The sequence below is a fragment of the Achromobacter spanius genome (assembly GCF_002966795.1).
In the GTDB taxonomy this organism is placed as follows: Bacteria; Pseudomonadota; Gammaproteobacteria; order Burkholderiales; family Burkholderiaceae_B; genus Achromobacter; species Achromobacter spanius_D.
Genome location: NZ_CP023270.1, coordinates 2,371,116 through 2,391,610, shown reverse-complemented (window position 1 = coordinate 2,391,610; position 20,495 = coordinate 2,371,116). Strand labels below are relative to the sequence as shown.

The following is a 20,495-nucleotide window of genomic DNA, read 5'->3' as shown; positions in this document are numbered from 1 at the left end:
CAGTATTCGTTCGGCGAAGGCCGCGGCGCGTGACGCCGCGGCCTTTGTCTTTGCAGGCGGCGTCAGCCCGCCTGGTCTTCCTGCGGCCAGTCCCGCAGCACGGGCGCGTCCGGCGCGCCCGGTCCCACGTCGCGCAGATGGTCGTGCTGCAACAGCGCCATCCGATAGGCATCGCGGTACGCGCCGTTGGAAAAGAACTCTTCCTTGAGCAGGCCTTCGATCTGGAAACCGCAGCGCTCGTAGACGTGCACCGCCGCGGTATTGTCCTTATCCACCACCAGATACACCTTGTGCAGGTTCAGCACGCGGAACGCGTAGCCCACCGCAATGCGGGTCGCGGCCTTGGCGTAGCCGCGGCCCTGGTAGCTGGGCGCGATGATGATCTGGAATTCGGCGCGGCGGTGGATGTAGTCGATCTCCACCAGCTCGACCAACCCGGCGGGCTGCCCGGTGTCGTGCTCGATGATGAAGCGGCGCTCGTTCTGGTCGTGCAGGTGGCGGTCGTACAGGGCCACGAGTTCGTCGTAGGCCTCGTAGGGCTCTTCGAACCAGTAGCGCATGATGACGTCGTTATTGTTGATCTTGTGCACGAAGTGCAGGTCGCCGCGTTCGAGCGGGCGTAGTTTGATATCGGATGTGACCGACATAGGTACCTCGAAATGACCGCTGATGTGCGGCCATTCTATGTCAAGCCCACGGGTCCTGCCTTGCCGAAGCGGCTGCCGGTTTGCGAGCACGCAAGTATCTCTAGGAAATACCTAGGAATCTTTATAAAATCCCTGATCACCCGCCCGCCGCGGACGCCCACCGCCCACTTTTCAGCGAATTCCATGAGCCGTCCCGACCCTCTCTTCGTGCAATCCCTGGCCAAAGGCTTCGAACTGCTGGAAGCCTTTGCCCAACGCCCGTCCACCATGAGCATGAACGAACTCATGGAAATCACGGGCTTTGACCGCAGCACCACGCAGCGCATGACGCACACGCTGGTCACGCTGGGGTATCTGGAACGCGGCGCCGGCGGCAAGGGCTATACGCCCGGCAAGAAGATCCTGCAGCGCAGCTTCGACTACATGCGTAGCGTGCCCCTGCTTGAACGCGCCACGCCGTTGATCGCCGAGATGCAGCGCGAAACCAACGAACGCGTGGAACTGAGCCTGTTCGACGACCTGTACATCATTTTTGCGCTGCGCCGGCAGACCAAGCGCCAGACCTTCAGCAGCACGCTGGCCGGCCGCGCCCTGCCCATGGTGCAGACGGCCGGCGGCCGCGCCATCATGTCCCACCTGCCCGAAGACGAAGTCGAAGACATCCTGGCGCGCTCCAAGGACATGCCGCTTGCCACCATTCCGTCCACGCCCAAAACCAACAATGACCCGGACCGCATCCGGGGCCTCGTCCAGCAGGCACGCCAGGACGGCTATGCGACCGCCATCGAGGAAAGCATGCTGGGCGAACTCAACCTGGCCGCCGCCATCCTGGATCATCGCCACCGGCCGGTGGCGGCCATCCAGATCGCGGGGCTGGTGTCCGAATGGGCTACGCCGGCGGAATTCGCGCGGCGCTATTCCCCGCTGCTGCTGACCGCGGCGCGGGGGCTGAGCGGCAAGGTCGGGCTGTCCTGACCGCCGCCCCCACCGCTTATTTTCCCCGCCAGAACAACGGCAACGGCGCGGACACCATGCCGTCGAACTTCTTGTCGTACGCCTTGAACTCCGAATAGCCCCCCAACGGCACGAACATCACCTGCTCGTAGGCGCGCTGCTGGATCTCGGCCGCCACGCGCTTTTGCGCATCCAATCCGGTCACCGACTCGAACTCGGCGCGCAGACGCTGGATGGTGTCGTCCTTGGTCCAGCCCGGATAACCGCCCTCGCCACGCCCATCCAGATTGGCGTTCACGATGGGGTTCAAGAGGTCCATGCTGGTCAGGCTGGAATGGAAGATGCTCCAGCCGCCGTCGGCCAGCGGCGCGTCCTTGCTGCGCCGCGACAGCAGCGTGGCCCAGTCCATCGACTGCACTTCCACGTTCATGCCGATGCTGCGCAGGGCCTGCGCGGTGACGGGCGCCAGCGTGGACAGGCTCCGCACGTCGGTCGGATGCAGCACCACGATCTTCTCGCCGGCATAGCCGCTGTCCTTGAGCAACGCCCTCGCCTGCGCCAGATTGGCGGGTTTGGTCTGCGTGGCGCCGGCTTCGGTCTGATAGGCCGAGATGCAGCTCAGCATGGCGCCGCACAGCTTGTAATAGGCGGGATCGCCCAGCGACGCATCCAGGTAGTCGGCCTGGTACAGCGCGGCCAGCACGGCGCGGCGCACCTTCACGTTGTCCAGCGGCGGCTGCTTCCAGTTCATGCGCAGCGTGTAGGTCTCGGACGCGTCGCCATAGCTCTGCACCGTCACGCTCTTCACGCCGTCCAGTTGCGGCAGCAGGTCGGGCGCCACGTTCTCGACGAAGTCGATTTCACCCTGGCGCAACGCATTGACGGCGGTTTGCGCGTCCGGCACGTTGACGACGTCGATCCGGTCGAACATGGCCACCTTGCCGCCGGCGAAGCGACTGGCGGGCTCCTTGCGCGGCACGTAGTCCGCATTCTTCACATACGCGGCCTTCACGCCCGCCTGGAACTCGGCCTGCACGAACTTGTACGGTCCGGAACCGACGGTTTCCTTGATGGCTTCGGACGGCGGCGTCGCCGCGATGCGCCGGGGCATGATGAACGGCACCGGAGAGCCCGGCTTGGCCAGCGCATCCAGCAGCAGTCCGTAGGGCTTGGTGAGCACGATGCGGAAGGTGTTGGCCGACGGGCTGTCCATGCTTTCGGTAATCGCTGACAGGCGCGAACCGATGGGATCGCGCTGCGCCCAGCGCTTGAGCGACGCCACCACGTCTTCGCCGGTGACCGGCGCGCCGTCGTGGAACTTCAGGCCCGGCCGCAGCGTGAACACGTACGTCAGCTGGTCCGGCGACACCGTCCACGATTCGACCATCTGCGGCTGCGGGCGTGACGCCGCGTCCAGCGAAAACAGCGTGTCGTACACCATGTAGCCGTGATTGCGCGTGATGTACGCGTTGGTCAGCACCGGGTCCAGCACACGCAGCGGCGCGTGCATGACCACCTTGGCATTGACCGGCTCGGCCTGGGCCGGGCAAAGGGGAACCGCCACCGCGAGGACGGCCAGGGCGGCCGCCGCAAAACCACGTTGTCTCATCGTCTTGTCCTTATCGTAGGTACGGCAGAAATGGCGGCCGCGTTCGGGCCGCGCCAGCAAAACCGATTCAGTCGTGCAGCGCCTTCACAGCCTCCTGCAGCGCCCCGTCGCCCACGGGAATCGCGCACGCCCGCAGCGCGGCATCCACGCCGCCCAGCGCGCCCAGGATCATGGCGGGATGCACGTCGCCCAGGTGACCGATGCGAAACATGCGGCCGGCAAGCGGCCCCAGCCCACCCGCCACCGCGACGTGGAAGCGTTCACGCGCAACGGTTCGCATGGCCTCGATGTCCACGCCGTCGGCCACCGAGATGGTGGTGACCGACACCGCGCGCGCGGCCGGGTCTTCAACGAACAGCTTCAGCACGCCGCCGCGCGACCACGCGTTCACCGCGGCATGCACCGCGTGTGCCACGCGCCGATGGCGGGCAAACACCGCCTCCTCGCCTTCGGCGGCAATCAGATCCAGCGCGGCGCGCATGCCCGCCAGCAGGCTCTGCGGCGGCGTGCCGCAGAACTTGCGGTAGAGCAGATCGCTCTTGCGCTTGGTCCAGTCCCAATAGGCGCGCGGCGTCGGATTGGCCTGCGCCGCCTGCATGGCGCGCGCGTCCACCGCGGTGAAGGACAACCCCGGCGGCCCCATCAGCGCCTTCTGCGACGCGCCGATCGCCACGTTGACGCCCCACTCGTCCATGCGGAACGGCGTGGCGCCCAAGGACGCGATCACATCGGCCACCAGCAGCGCCGGATGGCCGCTGGCGTCCATCGCCCGGCGCACGGCCGCGATATCGCTGGTCACGCCGCTGGCCGTATCGGTGTGCACGGCAAAGACGGCGGCGATGCGGTGCGCCGTGTCGGCGCGCAGCGCCGCTTCGATGGCGGCCGGATCCAGCGCCTGTCCTGGACGGGTCGGCGTGCGCAGGGCCGTGGCGCCCATCGCCTCGGCATGCACGGCCCACGCTTCCGCGAAATGGCCGCTGCCCGCCACCAGCACCTGCGCGCCGGGCGCGACCAGGTTGGCGATGGTGGCTTCCCAGGCGCCGTGGCCGTTGGCCGCGTACATCAGCACGTCCGCGTGCCGGGTGCCCAGCAAGCGCGCCAGGCCCGCCTCGCAATCCGCGATCAGTTCGGCCAGCCGCGGATCGGACAGATCCATGCACTGGCGCCCCATGGCCTCGCGCACCGCATCGGGCACGTGCGTCGGGCCGGGCGTGTGCAGGAACTGCGGGCCGGCCAATGCGGCGCGGGGTGTCGTCAGGCTGTCTTTCATTCGATTGTCTCCAGGTCCGGCTCCAGCAGGCGCCGCGCGGCGGTCCATACCCGCTGCGTGTAGATCGGGGCGGTAGGCCGTTCAAACTGGCTCGCGGTGCGTTCGCACACCGCCTCCGACGGGAATACCAGCGGCGCGCCGGCCGATTGGGCCTTGACCTGCGCCTGGCAGGCGCGCTCCAGGTAATAGATGTTGACGAAGGCCTCCGCCACCGACGATCCGGCCGCGAGCAGGCCGTGGTTGCGCAGGATCATGGCCTTGTGCCGGCCAAGGCTGGCGACCAGGCTTTCGCGCTCTTCCAGGTCCAGCGCGATGCCCTGGTAGTCGTGATAGCCCAGCCGGTTGTAAAAGCGCAGCGCGTGCTGCGTGATCGGCAGCAACCCATCGCGCTGGCACGCCACGGCGATGCCGTCCGCGGTATGCGTATGCACCACGCACGCCAGATCATGGCGCGCGGCATGCACGGCCGAGTGGATCGTGAAGCCGGCCGCGTTGACCAGCTGACTATCTGCATCGCCCGGATCGACCGGATTGCCGTCCAGGTCGATCTTCACCAGGTCCTGCGGGCGCATTTCGTGAAACAGCACGCCGTAGCGGTTGATGAGGAAATGGTGCTTCGTGCCCGGCACCCGCGCGCTGATGTGGGTGTCGATCAGATCGGTCATGCGAAAGTGCGCGACAAGGCGGTACAGCGCCGCCAGTTCGTCGCGCACGCGGGCTTCCGTGGGTTCTTGCATGATGAGGGCTCCGGTTGGATTCAGGCGTTGTCTGCCGCCAGATCGGGCTGGGCGCGAATCAGTTGGGCAATCGCCAGGCTCCCCGCGTCGCCCCGCCGCTCCAGCTCGCGGATCACGCCCACCCGGTCGGCCACCGACTTGTCCTGGTTCAGCTTCATCTTTCCTTCCAGCTCGGCAATCGGAATCTCCAGCGCCGCGATCGCCTTCAGGCGCGGCGCGGTCAGGGTTTCGGGCATGTCCGGAAAGCGCCACTCGCCGCCCAGCGGCGTGTCGTAGCGCGCCACCGTCTCCGTCAGCACCGCGCGGATGGCCTCGGGCGCTTCGATCAGGCGCGGCGTGCCGCGCGCATGGACGGCGGTGTAGTTCCACGTCGGGAAGGTCTGCTGATTCACGTACCAGCTTGGCGAAATGAACGCGTGCGGGCCCTGGAACAACACCAGCGCCTGCGCGCCGTCCTGCAGGTCGCGCCACTGCGGATTGGCGCGCGCCAGGTGGGTGACCAGCGTTCCGCGCCCGCCGTCCTCGCGCAGCAGGAACGGCAGGTGCGTGGCGTTCGCGCCCGCCGCGCCCACGGTCACCAGGGTGGCGAAACTGTGCGCGCGCATGAACGCGTGCAGGACGCCGATATCGGCTTCGGCATAGGCCGGCGGGGTATACATGGCGTCCCCTCTAGGCCTTGGCGTGCAGCCAGCGCGCCGTGTCGTCGAAGGCCTCGCCCGCCACGGCGGCAATCGAGACGGCCTCCAGGAAGCTGTGCGCGGTGCCGGGGTAGACCTTGGATGCGACGTCCACGCCGGCGTCGCGCAGCTTGCGCTCCAGTTCGATGCTGTCGTCATGCAGCGGATCGCATTCGGTGACCACCAGCCACGCCGGCGGCAGGCCTTTCAGGTCGGCGCGCAGAATGTCCACGCGCGGATCGAAGAAGTCCTTGCCGTGGCGGATGTGCATACCGCGGAACCAGATCATCATGTGCAGCGACAGGCCGTACTCGCCGGCGCCGTAGCGCACGACGGAATTGCGGAACAGGTTGCTGCCGAAGCCGCCGTAGTTCAGCACCAGGCCCTTGATGAGCGGCACGCCTTCATCGCGCAGCGTCAGCGCCGTGCCCATGGACAGGTTGGCGCCGGCCGAATCGCCGCCCACGAAGATCTGGCCGGCGTCGATATCCAGCTCGCCCGCCGACGCGGCAACCCAGCGCAGCACGTCCACGCACTCTTCCAGCGGCTGCGGGAACTTGGCTTCGGGCGCGCGGGTGTAGTCCACGCCCACGACCACGACCCCGGCGCGTTCGGCGTACTCGCGCATCACGCGGTCATGCGTGTCGATGCTGAACAGCACGAAGCCGCCGCCGTGGATGTACATGAAGGCGCCCGGCAGCCGGCGCTGCGCGGGGTAATACACCCGCACGCGCACGGCCCCGTGGCGCGTGGCCACCTGATGTTCCACCGTGCGCGCCATCTGCGGGCCGCCCTGGGCCCACGGCAGGCGCACCTTCTCGGCATTGGCGCGGCCCTGTTCGATGGACAGGGTATCGCGGCGCGGATACTGCGACGCGTCGGCCGCCATGCGCCGCAGGAATTCGGCGATCTGCGGGTCCAGAGGCGCAGGCGTGCCGGTCGGAATGGTGAACGCGGGATCTTCGAAATGCATGGAATGTCTCGTCTTGGGTTGGCAATCGGAAAGCGGGGTATCGGCGTCAGTAGCCGCGCGACAGGTCCACGGTATGGGCCAGGGACTCGCCCTGCCCCAGCCGGCGGATGTTGGCCACGACCTGCTCGGCCACGGTGCCGGGCGACGGCATCGTCGCCATGTGTGGGGTGACGATCACGCCGGGCGTCGACCACAACGGATCGGCCGCATCCAGCGGTTCCTGCGCGAAGACGTCAAGGACGGCCCCGCGCAGCTGTCCGCGTTCCAGGGCGTCGATCAGGTCGGCCGCGACCAGGTGTTCGCCCCGGCCGCAATTGACCACCGCCGCGCCTTGCGGCAAGGCGTCGAACGTGCGGCGGTTCAGGATGCCGCGGGTGGCGTCGGTCAGCGGCACCAGGCACACCAGCACGTCGGTGTTGGCCAGGAATTCGTCGAAGGCCGCTTCGCCGGCATAGACGCGCACGCCGTCGATATCGCGCGGCGAGCGCGACCAGCCGTTGACCGGATAGCCCATCCCGGGCAGCACGGCGGCAATGGCGCCGCCCAGCTCGCCCAGGCCCATCAGGCCGATCCGGCATTGCGATGCCGGCATCTGCGGCGGCCGGCTCCAGCGCGCGGCGCGCTGGTTGGACAGCGCCAGGTCCAGCTTGCGGTGAAACGTCAGCACGCACCACAGCACGTACTGCAGCATCCCTTGCGCCAATTGCGGATCAACCACACGGCAGACCGGCAGCCCGCGCGTGCGCTGACCGTCCAGCAGGTTGTCTACGCCAGCGGCAATGCTGTGGATCAGCTTCAGGTTTGGCATGTCGTCATACACGCCCACGGGCGGATTCCAGCAGACCGCCACGTCGGCGTGCAGGCTGCGCGGGTCAGGCCACACGGCGACGTCCAGCTCGGGCGCCAGCCCCTGCAACAACGGTTGAAAGTAGGAAAGATTGGCCGATCGGCTCAACAAGGCAACGCGTGTCATCGGGGGTTTCCTTCAAGCGCCGGCCAACGCCAGGCCGGCGGCGGGCCGGCTGCCCAATCCGTCCTTGCCGGGAATGGCGGCCAGCAATTCCTGGGTGTAGGTGCTGCCTGGCCGCGTGAAGATCTGCTCGGCGGGGCCGATCTCCATGACGCGGCCGCGCTGCATCACGGCGATGCGATGGCACAGCCGGGCGGCCACGCGCAGGTCGTGGGTGATGAAGATCATGCTCAGGTTCAGCTGCGCGCGAATGCGCTCCAGCAGATCCAGGATCTGCGCCTGCACCGACACGTCCAGCGCCGACACCGCCTCGTCCGCGATCAGGATCTCCGGCTCCATCATCAGCGCCCGCGCGATCGAAATCCGCTGGCGCTGTCCGCCCGAAAATTCATGCGGATAGCGCTTGAGCGCGCTGGCATCGATGCTGACCAGCACCAGCATGTCGCGCATCCGCGCCTGCACGCGGGCCGGGTCTTCGCCGTAGTTCAGCGGCCCCTCGGACAGCGTGGCCTCGATGGTCAGGCGCGGGTTGAAGGACCGGTACGGATCCTGGAACACCATCTGGATGCGCTTGCACCACTGCCGCCACGCCGCGCGCGACAGGTTCGACACGTCCTCGCCGTTCATGACGATGCGGCCGGACGTGGGGCGCGCGAAGTGCGCCAGGCAGCGGCCCAGCGTCGTCTTGCCCGAGCCGGACTCGCCGACGATGCCCAGCGTTTCGCCGCGCGCCAGCGACAGCGACACGCCGTCCAGCGCATTGACCTCGCGCCGCTTGGACCGGAACAGGCTGGACGTGACGAAGCGCATGCCCAGGTTCTCGACCGAGATGACAGGGTCGCCCTCGGCCAGTGGCGCACCGGCGCCGAACTTGCCCTTGGGCACCGCGTCGATCAGCTTGCGGGTGTAGGGATGCTGCGGGTTGGCCAGCACGTCGGCGGCGGCGCCGGCCTCCACGATGCGGCCGTGCTGCATCACGATCACCCGGTCGGCAATCTCGGCCACCACGTCGAAGTCGTGCGTGATGAACAGAATGCCGGTGTCGTGGCGCTCGCGCAGGCCGTGCAAGAGGCGCAGCACCTGGGCCTGCGAGGTCACGTCCAGCGCGGTGGTCGGCTCGTCGGCGATGATCAGCGCCGGCTCCAGCGCCAGCGCCATCGCGATCATCACGCGCTGGCGCTGCCCGCCCGACAACTGGTGCGGAAAAGCGTGGCGCAGGGTTTCGGGGGACGGCAGCCGCATGTCGGTCAGCAGCGCCAGCACGCGCTGGTCGACCTCGCGGCGCGACAGCGACGGGCCGTGGAACTGGAAGATCTCGGCGATCTGATCGCCCACCTGCATCAGCGGGTTCAGGGCCGTCATGGGCTCCTGAAAGATCATGGCCATGCGGTCGCCGCGCAGCGCGCGCAGTTCGGCCAGGGACGCATGCGTGATGTCGCGGCCCGACAGCAGGATCTGCCCGCTTTCGAGCTTGAGCACGTTCTTGGGCAACAGACCCATCACGGCGCTGGCCGTGACCGACTTGCCCGAGCCGGATTCGCCGACGATGCACACGATTTCGCGCGGGCTGACGGTCAGCGCGATACCTTCGGCGGCATAACGCCGGTCGCCGGCGCCGGGCAGGCTGACTTTCAGGTCGCGGATTTCCAGAATGGGATGAGAGGACATCGGCTTCAACCCTTGCGTTGGCGCGCCATGCGCGGGTCCAGGCGATCGCGCAGCGCGTCGCCGAACAGGTTCACGGACAGAATCAGCAGCGCCAGGAAGACGCCCGGAAACAGGACGATCCATGGCGCGCGCTGGAAGAACGGGCGGCCCTCGGAAATGATGCTGCCCAGGCTGGGGATCTCGGGCGGAAAGCCCAGACCCAGAAAGCCCAGCACGGCTTCGATCAGGATGGCCGAGGCACAGATGAACGTGGCCTGCACCACCAGCGGGTTGATCGTGCTGGGCAGGACGTGGCGCCACAGCACGCGCCAGGTCGCGGTGCCCATGCCGAGGGACGCCTCGACGTAAGGCTCCTCGCGCACCGACAGCACCACGCTGCGCACCAGCCGCGCCACCCGCGGAATCTCGGGGATGGCGATGGCCGTCACCATCGTGGGAATGGTCGCGCCGCCCAGCGCCACCATGGCGATGGCGAGCAGCAGGCCGGGGATAGCCATGATGCCGTCGATGATGCGCATCACCACCGCGTCCAGCTGGCGGAAGTAGCCCGCCAACAGGCCCAGCAGCAGCCCGGCGCACACCGAGATCACGCTGACCAGCGCCGCCAGCGTGATCGACAGCCGCCCGCCGTACAGCACGCGCGAAAACAGGTCGCGGCCCAGCGAATCGGTGCCCAGCCAGTATTCGGCGCTGACCGGCTTGAGCCGCATGCGGGGCGCCAGCGCGGCGGGGTCATGCCAGGTGATCAGCGGCGCCAGCATGGCCAGCCCCACCAGCGCCGCCAGCAGGGCGAGGCCGGTGAACATCATGGGATCGCGCGTCAGCGCGGGCCAGAAGGAACGGGGACGATCCAGAGCAGTTGTGGTCATGTCCGGCCTCAATAGCGGATGCGCGGATCGAGCACGACATACAGCAGGTCGATCGCCAGGTTGATGAAGACATACACGAACGAGAAGAACAGGATCGTGCCCTGCACCACCGGATAGTCGCGCGCCAGCACGGCGTCCACGATCAGGCGTCCCACGCCCGGGATGTTGAAAATGGTCTCGGTGACGACCACCCCGCTGATCAGCGTGGTGAGCGCAAGCCCGATGACGGTGACGATGGGCACTGCGGCGTTGCGCAAGGCGTGGCGGTACAGCACGTAGCGTTCGGGCACGCCCTTGGCGCGTGCCGTGCGCACGAAGTCTTCGCCCAGCACTTCCAGCATGCTGCCGCGCGTGATGCGGGTAATCAGCGCCACGAACACGGTTGCCAGCGTGATGGTGGGCAGCGCCATGTGGTACAGAAACGTCCCGAACCCCGCCGCCAGCCCCGCGTAGCCCTGCACCGGAAACCAGTTCAGCTTCACCGAGAACGCCAGGATCAGCAGATAGCCCACCACGAACGCAGGCACCGAAAACGCCAGCACCGTGACCGCCAGCGTCACGCGGTCGAACAGCCCCTTGTGCCACCACGCCGAAAACACGCCCAGCGGAATCGCGGCAAAGATGGTGAGCAGGATCGCGCAGATGGCCAGCGCCATCGTCGGTCCCAGCCGCTGGCCGATCAGCGTGGTCACCGGGTCCTTCGAAATGATCGAGGAGCCCAGATCACCCTGGAGCAGCGCGCCCATCGCCAGGGCGTATTGCGTGGGCAGCGGGCGGTCCAGGCCCATGTCGGCGCGGACCTGCGCCACCGCTTCCTCGCTGGCCATGTCGCCGGCAATGACGCGGGCGGGGTCGCCCGGCGCCAGCCGCAGCAGCAGGAACACCACGGTGGCCACCACCAGCATCACGGGGATGGCGGCCAGCACGCGCTTGAAGATCAGATTGAGCATGATGGAAATCCCTTCCCGCTACTTGGGCGAGGTCCAGAAGAGCGGAATGGGCGCATCGACCATGTCCGCGAACTTCGCGTTGTAGCCCTTGAACTTCGAGTACCCGCCCAGCGGCACGTACATCACCTGTTCATAGTTGCGGCGCTGAATGGCCAGGGCCAGTTCGCGGCGCTCGTCCTCGGTGCGGGCGGCGGCGAAGCGGCTGCGCAGTTCGTCCATGACGGCGTCGTGCGTCCAGCCGGGGTAGGTGGAATCCGCGCGTCCGTCCAGATTGGGATTGCCCACCGCCGAGATCAGGTCCAGGCTGGACATGTTGGACTGGAAGATGCTCCAGCCGCCCTGTTCCACGCCCTCTTTCTTGCTGCGGCGGCTGAGCAGCGTGGCCCAGTCCATCGACTGGATCTCGACGTTCATGCCGATGCTGCGCAGCGCCTGTGCCGTGACCGGCGCGATGTTGGCGAAGATGGGCAGATCGGTCGGATGCAGCACCACCACCTTTTCGCCGGCGTAACCGCTTTCCTTCAGCAGCTTGCGGGCGTTTGCCAGATCGGGCGCCTTGATCTGCGTGGCGCCTGCCTCGGATGCGTAGGGCGACACGCAGGTCAGCACCGCGCCGCACACCTGGTAGACGTCCGGATCGCCGATCTGCGCGTCCAGGTAATCGGTTTCGTTCAGAGCGGCCAGCGCCGCGCGCCGCACCTTCACGTTGTTGAACGGCGCCTGCAGCCAGTTCATCCGCAACGTGAACATATTGGAGTTCTTGCCGTAGGACTTCAGCGCGATGCCCTTGGCGTCCTTCAGCTGCGGCATCAGGTCGGGCGGCACGTCCTCCAGGAAGTCGATCTCGCCGTTGCGCAGCGCGTTCACCGCGGTCTGGCTGTCGGGGATGTTCAAGAGTTCCAGCCGGTCTACCGTGACGACCTTGCCGCCCGCGAACGCGCTGGCCGGCTCCTTGCGCGGCACGTAGCCGTCGAACTTCACGTAGGTGGCTTTGACACCGGCCTGGAAATCGGCCTGGACAAACTTGTAGGGGCCGGACCCGATCGTCTCGCTGATCGCCTGCGAGGCCGGCACGGACGCGATGCGCTTGGGCATGATGAAGGGCACCGGGGAGCTTTCCTTGGCCAGCGATTCCAGCACCAACCCGTAGGGCGCCTTGAGCTTGAGCGTGAAGGTATCGGCGCCCGTCGCAGCCAGTTCGGCGGTGGCGTTCTTTAAGCGATTGCCGATGGTTGCGTCGCCCGCCTGCCAGCGCTGCAGGGACGCGACCACGTCTTCGGCCGTGACCGGCGCGCCGTCATGGAACACCAGCCCAGGACGCAACTTGAAGACGTAGTTCATGCCGTCTTCGGACACCGTCCACGACTCCACCATCTGCGGCTGCGGACGTCCCGACGCGTCCATCGAGAACAACGTGTCGTACACCAGATAGCCGTGATTGCGCGTGACGTAGGCCGACGTCAGGATCGGGTCCAGCACGCGCAGCGGCGCGTGCATCACGAACTTGGCGGTGGTCTGGGCCTGGCTGGCGGCAGGCACGGCGGCCAGCGGCGCGGCTGCGGCCAAAAACATTGCTGCGGAAAACAGAAACGATCGCTTCATTACTTCCCCTTTATGGTTTGGTCCTGCGCCGGCGGCGTGCCGGCGGGCCTTGGTGCGGATCAGGGCAGCAGGATCTGCCGCCCCGTCCAGGGCGCGGCCCGTTCCAGCTCGGCCGCCAGGCGCAGGATCTGGTCCTCGCGCCCGAAGTGCCCGATAAGCTGGCTGGCCACCGGCACGCCCGAATCCGTCCAGTCCAGCGGCAGGCTGGCCGCCGGCTGGCCCGAGGCGTTGATCACCGCCAGGAAGGTCGCATAGCGCGACACCTTTTCGCGGAACGCCCAGAATTCGCCTTCCAGCGCCAGATCGCCCAGCTTGGCGGGCAGTTGCGCCAGCGTCGGCGTCAATACCAGGTCGAACCCCGTCATGGCCGATTCGATGGCGCGGCCAATCGCGTGAAAGCGGTTGATCGAATCCACGTATTGCATGGAAGTCAGTTCGCGCCCCACCGACAGGCCATCGCGGATGACCGGTTCCAGATCGTCGTCGCGCAGCTCGCGGCCGCGGATCGCCAGCCGCGCCTGCACGGCCAGCACGATGTTGGTGGCCAGCACCGTGCCATGGGCGCGGACGAATCCCGAGTAGTCCAGATCGGGCAACGGTGCGTCGACGACCTCGTGCCCCAGTTCCCGGCACAGGCGGGCCGTGCGTTCCACCGCAGCCAGGCATTCCGGCGCGATGGGGATGCCGTTCCAGGCCTGGCGCCATACGGCGATGCGCAGGGGCTCGCGGCGCTGCTCGCGCACCGAATCCAGATACGAACCGGGCGCGGGCGGCGCGGCATAGGGCGAGCCCGGGGCATATCCACTGATCCCGTCCATCGCCGCCGCGGTATCGCGCACGCTGCGCGTCAGCACGCCTTCGCAGGCCATGCCGCCCCACCCTTCGCCACGCGCCGGACCCATCGGCACGCGGCCGCGGCTGGGCTTCAAGCCAAACACGCCGCAGCAGGCGGCCGGAATGCGGATCGACCCGCCGCCGTCGCTGCCATGGGCCACCGGCACGATGCCGGCCGCCACCGCCGACGCCGCGCCGCCGCTGGAACCGCCGACCGACCGGTCCAGCGCGCGCGGGTTCAACGTGGCGCCGCCGTTGCGGCGCGCCTCGGTGGACGGCCCCATGCACAGCTCCGACACGGTGCTGCGCGCAAAGGGAATCAGTCCCAGCGCTTCGAAGCGCTGGGCCAGCGTCGCGTCGAATGCGTATTCGGTGTCGTCGAACAGTGCCGAACCCAGGCTCGACGGAAAGCGCACGCTCGGCAGGCCCGAATCCTTGAGCAGGAAGGGAATGCCGCGAAACAGGCCGCGCTCGGTCCAGTCGCCCGCCAGTTTGCGGCCCGTTTCAGGCTGCACGTAGGTCAGCGCGTTCAATGGCGCGCCGCGCGTTTCGGCCAACTGCAACGCGCATTCCATCAGCTCGGCCGGCGTCACCTGTCCGCGTGCCACCAGCCCCGCCAACGTTAATCCGTCCTGCCCTTCGTACTCGTCTGTCCGCATGACTTCCCTGCAACCTTGATGCGCCTGGGTGGCCGGCGCGATAGCCCGCATCCGATTCGATGCCCTGCTTTGCCGCCTACTTTTCAAGTATTGTTTAGCAATACCGATGTAGTTCATAAAAATATTCTAAGCGAGCAACTTCGGGGCACGCAACGCGCGATTCATCAGGGATTTCCCGCGATGGCGGGCGTGTCGAAGCGCTGGCGCGTTCTGGTGCGGACAGCGGTATTGCCGATCGCGGCGCCGCCCCCAATAATTTCCGCACGCCTGAATTCCCCTCCCCCACATCGGCAAGGAAAAACGCTCATGCACATCCTGGTTGCTGGCTTCCAGCACGAGACCAACACCTTCGCGCCCTCCAAGGCGGGCTACGACAACTTCGTGCGCGGCGAAGGCTTTCCCGCGATGGTGCGGGGCGCGGACATGCTGGCGCTGCGCGAGGTCAACATCCCGGCCGGCGGCTTCATCAACGCGGTGGCCGCCGAAGGCCACACCGTGCAGACGGTGATCTGGGCAGGCGCGAGCCCGTCGGCCCACGTGACGCGCGATGCCTACGAGCGCATCGCCGGCGAGATCCTGGACGCGGTGCGGGCGGGCGGCTTTGACGCCGTCTACCTGGACCTGCACGGCGCGATGGTCACGGAACATCTGGACGACGGCGAAGGCGAACTGCTTGCCCGCGTGCGCGAGATCGTGGGACCGGCCGTGCCGGTGGTCGCCAGCCTGGACCTGCACGCGAATGTCACCGCGCAGATGCTGCAAAGCGCGGACGGCCTGGTGGCGTTTCGCACCTATCCGCACGTGGACATGGCCGACACCGGCGTGCTGGCCGCGCGGCTGCTCATGGCGCGCATTCAGGCCGGCGGCAAGTGGACCCGCAGCGAACGCCGCCTGCCCTTCCTGATTCCCATCAACGGCATGTGCACGATGCTCGAACCCTCGCAGGGCGTGTACGCGCTGCTGGGCGAACTGGAGCAGACGCCTGGCGTCACTTCCGTGTCGTTTGCGCCCGGCTTTCCGGCGGCGGATTTCCCGGAATGCGGGCCGGTGGTGTGGGCTTACGGCACGGACGCCGCCGCGGTCGAGCAGATCACGGAATCGCTGTATGCGCGCGTGCTGGAACTGGAACCCGAGTGGTCGCCCGACTTTCTAGAACCGGCCGACGCCGTGCGCCGTGCGCAGTCCCTGGCTGCGGGCGCGACGCGGCCTGTAGTCATCGCGGACACGCAGGACAACCCCGGCGCGGGCGGCGACGCCAACACCACCGGCATGCTGCGCGCGCTGGTGGCAGCGGACGCGCAGAACGCGGCGCTGGGCTTGTTGTACGACCCCGAGGTGGTGCGTCAGGCGACAGAGGCTGGCGTCGGCGCGACGGTTGCGATCAAGCTGGGCGGGCAATCGGGCGTGGCGGGCGATGCGGCCTTTGAAGGGCAGTTCGTGGTCGAGGCCTTATCGGACGGCAAGCTGCGCTTTGACGGGCCGATGATGAACGGCATGGACGTCGACCTGGGCGGGACGGCCACGCTGCGGATCGGCGGCGTGCGCGTGGTGGTCAGCGCCGGCAAGGCGCAGATGCTGGACCGCAACCTCTTCCGCGTCGGCGGCGTGCAGCCCGAGGAGATGGCGATACTGGTGGTGAAAAGCTCGGTGCATTTCCGCGCCGACTTCCAGCCCATCGCGCACGAGGTGCTGGTGGCCAAGGCGCCCGGGCCGATGCAGGCCGATCCGGCGGATCTGCCGTGGACGCGTCTGGCGCCCGGCATGCGGGTGCGGCCGCAGGGGCGGCCGTTCTCGGCGGCGTGAAAACGACAAGGCCGGCGCAACGGCGCCGGCCTTGTTGACGACGGCGGCCGCAACGGCCGCTATCAGGTACTACTTCAGCTTGCCCTGCGGGCTGACAAAGTCTTCCAGCGTCAGCCCCTTTTCCTTCAGGATCGCTTCCAGCAGCGGTTGCAGCTTGCCCAGGCTTTCCTGCACGGTTTCGCGCACGGTGTCCACGATGACCTGCGTGCTGCGCTCGATCTCGATGTTGACCGCGTCGCCCACCTGCTTGTCCTCGAAGACCGTCATGCGGCGCGTCTCGGGGATCAGCCAGACTTCGAACCAGCCTTCGGCACGGTTCACTTCCGACACGGTCAGGCTGGCGCCATTGATGGCGATATAGCCCTTGGCGAACACGTATTTGCGGAAGTCCTCGGGGATGCTGAAGCGCATCAGGCGGTTGGTGTCCGAGGACTTCACCATCAGCACCTGCGACGTGAAGTCCACGTGACCCGACAACGGATGGCCGCCGATCTCGGCGCCATCCTTGGCCGCGCGCTCCACATTTGCGCTGTCGCCCTCGCCGTAGCTGCCCAGCGTGGTGATCGCCAGGCTTTGCAGCATGACGTCGAACGTGGCCTGGTTTTCGGACAGAATCTCCGTGACGGTCAGGCAGACGCCGTCCGTCGACACGCTGGCGCCGATGGCCAGATCAGTGCAGAAACCAGGGGGGAAATCCAGCGTGAAGGTGCGCAGGCCTTCGCGATCCGCGATCTTGGCGATCTTCGCGGTGCCTTGAACAATACCGGTGAACATACGGATCCTGAATGCGGGGCGGCAGGCCCCGGAAGCAAAACATCAACGTTAACCGATATTTTGTCCGGGTCCTTGCCAGGGGCCGCTGTCCGGGTCGTTGTGCGGACGCTTCCCCCGCACGCGGGATCAGTGGCGGATCGCGATGGTCTTCAGGCTGGTAAAGCCGTACAGCGCCTCAAAGCCCTTCTCGCGGCCGTAGCCCGACTGGCGCGAACCGCCGAACGGCAGTTCCACGCCGCCGCCCGCGCCGTAGTTGTTGACGAACACCTGGCCGGCGCGCAGCTTGCGGGCCAGACGCATCTGACGGCCGCCGTCGCGGGTCCACACGCCCGCCACCAGGCCATACAGCGTGCCGTTGGCGATTTCCAGCGCTTCTTCCTCGGTATCGAACACCATGGCGGCCAGCACCGGGCCGAAGACTTCTTCCTGCGCCAGGCGGCTGTCGGGCGGCACGTCGCGGAACAGGACGGGCGGCTGATAGAAGCCGGCCTCCGGCGTGCCGTCCTTCAGCTTGCCGCGCGCGGCGACCTTCATGCCTTGCGCCTCGGCTTCGGCCAGGAAACCGCGCACGCGGTCCTGCTGGCGCGCGTTGATCAGCGGACCCACGTCCAGGTCGGCCGCGGCCGGGCCGGTCACCGTGGCGGAGAAAGCTTCCGACAGGCGCTTGAGCACCGTTTCGTACACGCCGCGCTGGATCAGCACGCGGCTGCCGGCCGAGCACGTCTGGCCGGCGTTCTGGATGATGGCGCCCAGCAGCACCGGCATCGCGGCGTCCAGGTCGGCGTCGTCAAACACGATCTGCGGCGACTTGCCGCCCAGTTCCAGCGTGACGGGCACGTGGTTCTCGGCGGCGGCATGCGCCACCATCTTGCCGGTCTGCGGCGAGCCCGTGAACGAGATGTGGTCGATGCCCGGGTGCGCGGACAGCGCGGCGCCCGCCTCATGGCCGTAGCCCGTGACGATGTTCAGCGCGCCGGCGGGCAGGCCGACTTCCGCGGCGATCTCGGCCAGCTTCAAGAGCGACAGGCAGGCGTCTTCAGCGGGCTTGACCACGCAGGCATTGCCCGCGGCCAGCGCCGCGCCGACGCTGCGGCCGAAGATCTGCAGGGGGTAGTTCCACGGCACGATGTGGCCGGTGACGCCGTGGGGCTCGCGCACGGTCAGCACGGTGAAGCCCGGCGTGTAGGGAATGGTCTCGCCGTGCAGCTTGTCGACCGCGCCGGCATAGAACTCGAAATAGCGCGCCACGGCGGCGGCATCGGCGCGCGCCTGCTTGATGGGCTTGCCCGTGTCGGCCGATTCCAGCTGCGCCAGTTCCTCCTGGCGGTCCAGCAGCGCGAAGGCAATCTTCATCAGCAAGCGGCTGCGGACGGCGGGCGCCATCTGGCCCCACTCGCCCTCGAACGCCTGGCGCGCGGCCTGCACGGCACGGTCCACGTCGGCCTCGTTCGAGCGGGCCAGTTCCTCGAAAGGCTTGCCATCGGACGGGTTCAGGACGGGAATGGTTTCACCGGTGGCCGCGGCCACCCATTGGTTGGCGATAAAGTTCTTCTGAGTCACGATGTGCGGAGTAAAGTAGCGGCCGAACGGCCGGTTGGGGGAAGCTGCATGTCTCGGTGCGCTTGCCGGCGGCTGGGCCGGCTACGCCGCCGGCGCGTCGTGCGCGCGGGCGTTGTGGTTTGAATGGCAAGGTACGGGAGCCGCTCGCAACTTGTCAATTGGAATGACAGCTTTAATCCCAAGGTTCAGGATATTTTTCTGGATGATCGGGTTATCCCTAATATTTCAGGGGCTTAGCGTCCCGCGGGTTAGTCATGCCGCATGACAACCCGTCCCTACTTGAAGGAGCGCCCGATGAGCAACGTACGTGACCCGCAGCTTGAATCGCTGCTGGCCGCGGCCACCCGCCCCCGTCCCGAACTGGACGTGCTGGCCGAGGTGGCGTCCGGCCTGGGCTACGTCCGCGCCGAGCGTTTTGCCGAGCGCGTCTACGAAAGCCTGTTCTACGCGATCGCCACCGGCAAGATCGCCCCCGGCAACAAGCTGCCGACCGAACTGGAACTGGCCGCCCTCTTTGAAGTGTCGCGTCCCGTCGTGCGCCAGGCGCTGGACCGGCTGCGGGAAGACCAGCTCGTGGACTCGATCCGCGGGTCCGGCACCTACGTGAAGTCCAAGCCGGACCTGATGGGCGGCATGCCCGCGGTTGACCCCGCGCGCCGCGTCGGCCACATCCTGGAAGGCCTGGAACTGCGCATGGTGATCGAGCCCGAATGCGCGCATCTGGCCGCGCTGCGCCGCACGCCGGAAGACCTGCAGGAAATGGACCGCATGCTGACCGGCTACGAAGAAGCCGACGCATCGGGCGCCATCGCCCACCATCACGACTACGGTTTTCACCGCGCCATTGCCACCGCCACGGGCAACCAGCGCTTCGTGCAGGTGCTCAAGTCGCTGGAATACGACGTGAGCCACGCCGTGAACGTCATGCGCCACCTGGTCCACATCGAACCCTGGAAGCGCACGCGCGCCGCCATCGACGAACACCGCCACATCTATCAACTGATCCGCGATCAGGATGCCGAGGGCGCGCGCAACGTCATGCGCGCCCATATCGAAAAAGCCCGCAGCCGCATGCTCAACAGCGGCTCGGAACACTGAGCAGGAAGCCGTACCTTTATGTCATCGCAACGCCCGCAACTGAACCTGAACCAGCAACTCGTCATCGTCACCGGCGCCAGCCGCGGCCTGGGCGCCGCCATCGCGCAGGCCTTTCTGCGTGAAGGCGCCAAGGTCGTCATCAACTACCTGAACAGCGCGGACCGCGCGCAAGCCCTTGCAGCAACTGCCCCGGACCGCGCCCTGGCCGTGCAGGCCGACGTGCGCGACCCCGCCGCCGTCGCCGCCCTGGTCGCCCGGGCCAGCCAGCACTTCGGCCAGCCGGTCAGCACGATCGTCAACAACGCCCTGCCCGCCTTCCAGTTCAACGGCGACGCCCGCCCCCACGCCGACACGCTGGACTGGGCGCAGATGAACGCCCAGATCGAAGGCAGCGTGCGCGCCGCCCTGAACACCACGCAGGCCGCCCTGCCCGGCATGCGCGCCGCGGGCGGCGGCCGCATCATCAACGTCGGCACCAACCTGGTCCAGAACCCGGTCGTGCCGTACCACGACTACACCGCCGCCAAGGCCGCATTGCTGGCCTTCACCCGCACCCTGTCCCACGAGCTGGGCGCGGACGGCATCACCGTCAACATGGTGTCCGGCGGCCTGCTGCGCACTACCGACGCCTCGGCCGCCACCCCCGACGCCGTCTTCGACATGATCGCCGCCGGCACCCCGCTGCGCGAAGTCACCACGCCGGAACAATTCGCCGATGCGGTCCTGTTCTTCGCCAGCCCCTGGTCGCGCGCGGTGACCGGGCAGAACCTGATCGTCGACGGCGGCTTGGTCAAGGGCTGACCGCCGCATCCGGGTTGCTCCCCGGATGACGCCGACGCGT

At 67.5% G+C, this 20,495-nt stretch carries 18 protein-coding genes; 4 read left to right on the top strand and 14 right to left on the bottom strand.

Annotation, left to right across the window (positions count from 1 at the left end):
- Nucleotides 1–62: 62 nt before the first annotated feature.
- Nucleotides 63–647 carry a spermidine N1-acetyltransferase gene (gene speG / locus CLM73_RS10680; RefSeq protein ID WP_056570007.1) on the bottom strand — a complete coding sequence of 195 codons (585 nt, stop codon included), beginning with the start codon at nt 645–647 and terminating at the stop codon, nt 63–65.
- A gap of 183 nt (nt 648–830) precedes the next feature.
- Here speG and CLM73_RS10675 point away from each other — a divergent pair, with 183 nt between their 5' ends.
- Nucleotides 831–1,622 (top strand): IclR family transcriptional regulator, encoded by a 792-nt coding sequence (locus tag CLM73_RS10675; protein ID WP_105238409.1) that lies wholly within the window; start codon nt 831–833, stop codon nt 1,620–1,622.
- A 16-nt stretch (nt 1,623–1,638) separates the two neighbouring features.
- Here the strand turns inward: CLM73_RS10675 and CLM73_RS10670 are convergent, their stop codons facing one another.
- The 11 genes from CLM73_RS10670 to CLM73_RS10620 form a co-directional block, all read right to left on the bottom strand.
- Nucleotides 1,639–3,210: an ABC transporter substrate-binding protein gene (locus CLM73_RS10670; protein ID WP_158685850.1), complete on the bottom strand. Its 1,572-nt coding sequence runs from the start codon at nt 3,208–3,210 to the stop codon at nt 1,639–1,641.
- A gap of 67 nt (nt 3,211–3,277) precedes the next feature.
- The gene (locus CLM73_RS10665; protein ID WP_234015849.1) at nt 3,278–4,480 is read right to left on the bottom strand and encodes a pyridoxal-phosphate-dependent aminotransferase family protein; all 1,203 of its coding nucleotides are present in this window, start codon (nt 4,478–4,480) and stop codon (nt 3,278–3,280) included.
- Nucleotides 4,477–5,217, bottom strand: coding sequence for a class II aldolase/adducin family protein (locus tag CLM73_RS10660; RefSeq protein ID WP_105238407.1), 741 nt, complete (start codon nt 5,215–5,217; stop codon nt 4,477–4,479). Before CLM73_RS10660 ends, CLM73_RS10665 begins: the two co-directional genes overlap by 4 nt.
- A gap of 20 nt (nt 5,218–5,237) precedes the next feature.
- Nucleotides 5,238–5,876 (bottom strand): FMN-binding negative transcriptional regulator, encoded by a 639-nt coding sequence (locus CLM73_RS10655; protein ID WP_105238406.1) that lies wholly within the window; start codon nt 5,874–5,876, stop codon nt 5,238–5,240.
- Between the two features lie 10 nt (nt 5,877–5,886).
- A complete protein-coding gene (locus tag CLM73_RS10650; RefSeq protein ID WP_105238405.1) occupies nt 5,887–6,867 on the bottom strand; it encodes an alpha/beta hydrolase fold domain-containing protein in 981 nt (326 codons plus the stop codon).
- A 46-nt stretch (nt 6,868–6,913) separates the two neighbouring features.
- A complete protein-coding gene (locus tag CLM73_RS10645) occupies nt 6,914–7,840 on the bottom strand; it encodes a 2-hydroxyacid dehydrogenase (protein ID WP_105238404.1) in 927 nt (308 codons plus the stop codon).
- A gap of 12 nt (nt 7,841–7,852) precedes the next feature.
- Entirely contained in the window at nt 7,853–9,505 is a 1,653-nt protein-coding gene (locus CLM73_RS10640) for an ABC transporter ATP-binding protein (RefSeq protein ID WP_105238403.1), read from the bottom strand.
- 5 nt (nt 9,506–9,510) lie between these two features.
- The gene (locus CLM73_RS10635) at nt 9,511–10,374 is read right to left on the bottom strand and encodes an ABC transporter permease (protein ID WP_105238402.1); all 864 of its coding nucleotides are present in this window, start codon (nt 10,372–10,374) and stop codon (nt 9,511–9,513) included.
- 8 nt (nt 10,375–10,382) lie between these two features.
- Nucleotides 10,383–11,324: an ABC transporter permease gene (locus CLM73_RS10630; RefSeq protein ID WP_105238401.1), complete on the bottom strand. Its 942-nt coding sequence runs from the start codon at nt 11,322–11,324 to the stop codon at nt 10,383–10,385.
- 18 nt (nt 11,325–11,342) lie between these two features.
- Entirely contained in the window at nt 11,343–12,926 is a 1,584-nt protein-coding gene (locus CLM73_RS10625) for an ABC transporter substrate-binding protein (protein WP_105238400.1), read from the bottom strand.
- Between the two features lie 59 nt (nt 12,927–12,985).
- Nucleotides 12,986–14,419, bottom strand: a complete 1,434-nt coding sequence (locus CLM73_RS10620) for an amidase (protein ID WP_105238399.1) — start codon at nt 14,417–14,419, stop codon at nt 12,986–12,988.
- Between the two features lie 306 nt (nt 14,420–14,725).
- Between CLM73_RS10620 and CLM73_RS10615 the strand changes: the two genes are divergently transcribed.
- Nucleotides 14,726–16,222, top strand: a complete 1,497-nt coding sequence (locus tag CLM73_RS10615) for a M81 family metallopeptidase (protein ID WP_105238398.1) — start codon at nt 14,726–14,728, stop codon at nt 16,220–16,222.
- Nucleotides 16,223–16,291: 69 nt separating this feature from the next.
- Here CLM73_RS10615 and CLM73_RS10610 read toward each other — a convergent pair whose 3' ends face one another.
- Both CLM73_RS10610 and CLM73_RS10605 read right to left on the bottom strand, forming a co-directional pair.
- Nucleotides 16,292–16,996 carry a riboflavin synthase subunit alpha gene (locus CLM73_RS10610; protein WP_105238397.1) on the bottom strand — a complete coding sequence of 235 codons (705 nt, stop codon included), beginning with the start codon at nt 16,994–16,996 and terminating at the stop codon, nt 16,292–16,294.
- Between the two features lie 126 nt (nt 16,997–17,122).
- Nucleotides 17,123–18,559, bottom strand: coding sequence for an aldehyde dehydrogenase family protein (locus CLM73_RS10605; protein WP_199778324.1), 1,437 nt, complete (start codon nt 18,557–18,559; stop codon nt 17,123–17,125).
- Nucleotides 18,560–18,850: 291 nt separating this feature from the next.
- Between CLM73_RS10605 and CLM73_RS10600 the strand changes: the two genes are divergently transcribed.
- Together CLM73_RS10600 and CLM73_RS10595 are read left to right on the top strand one after the other, a co-directional pair.
- On the top strand, nt 18,851–19,654 hold the full coding sequence (locus tag CLM73_RS10600) for a FadR/GntR family transcriptional regulator (protein ID WP_105238395.1): 804 nt from the start codon (nt 18,851–18,853) through the stop codon (nt 19,652–19,654).
- A gap of 18 nt (nt 19,655–19,672) precedes the next feature.
- On the top strand, nt 19,673–20,455 hold the full coding sequence (locus CLM73_RS10595; RefSeq protein WP_105238394.1) for a 3-oxoacyl-ACP reductase: 783 nt from the start codon (nt 19,673–19,675) through the stop codon (nt 20,453–20,455).
- The last annotated feature ends 40 nt before the right edge of the window (nt 20,456–20,495 follow it).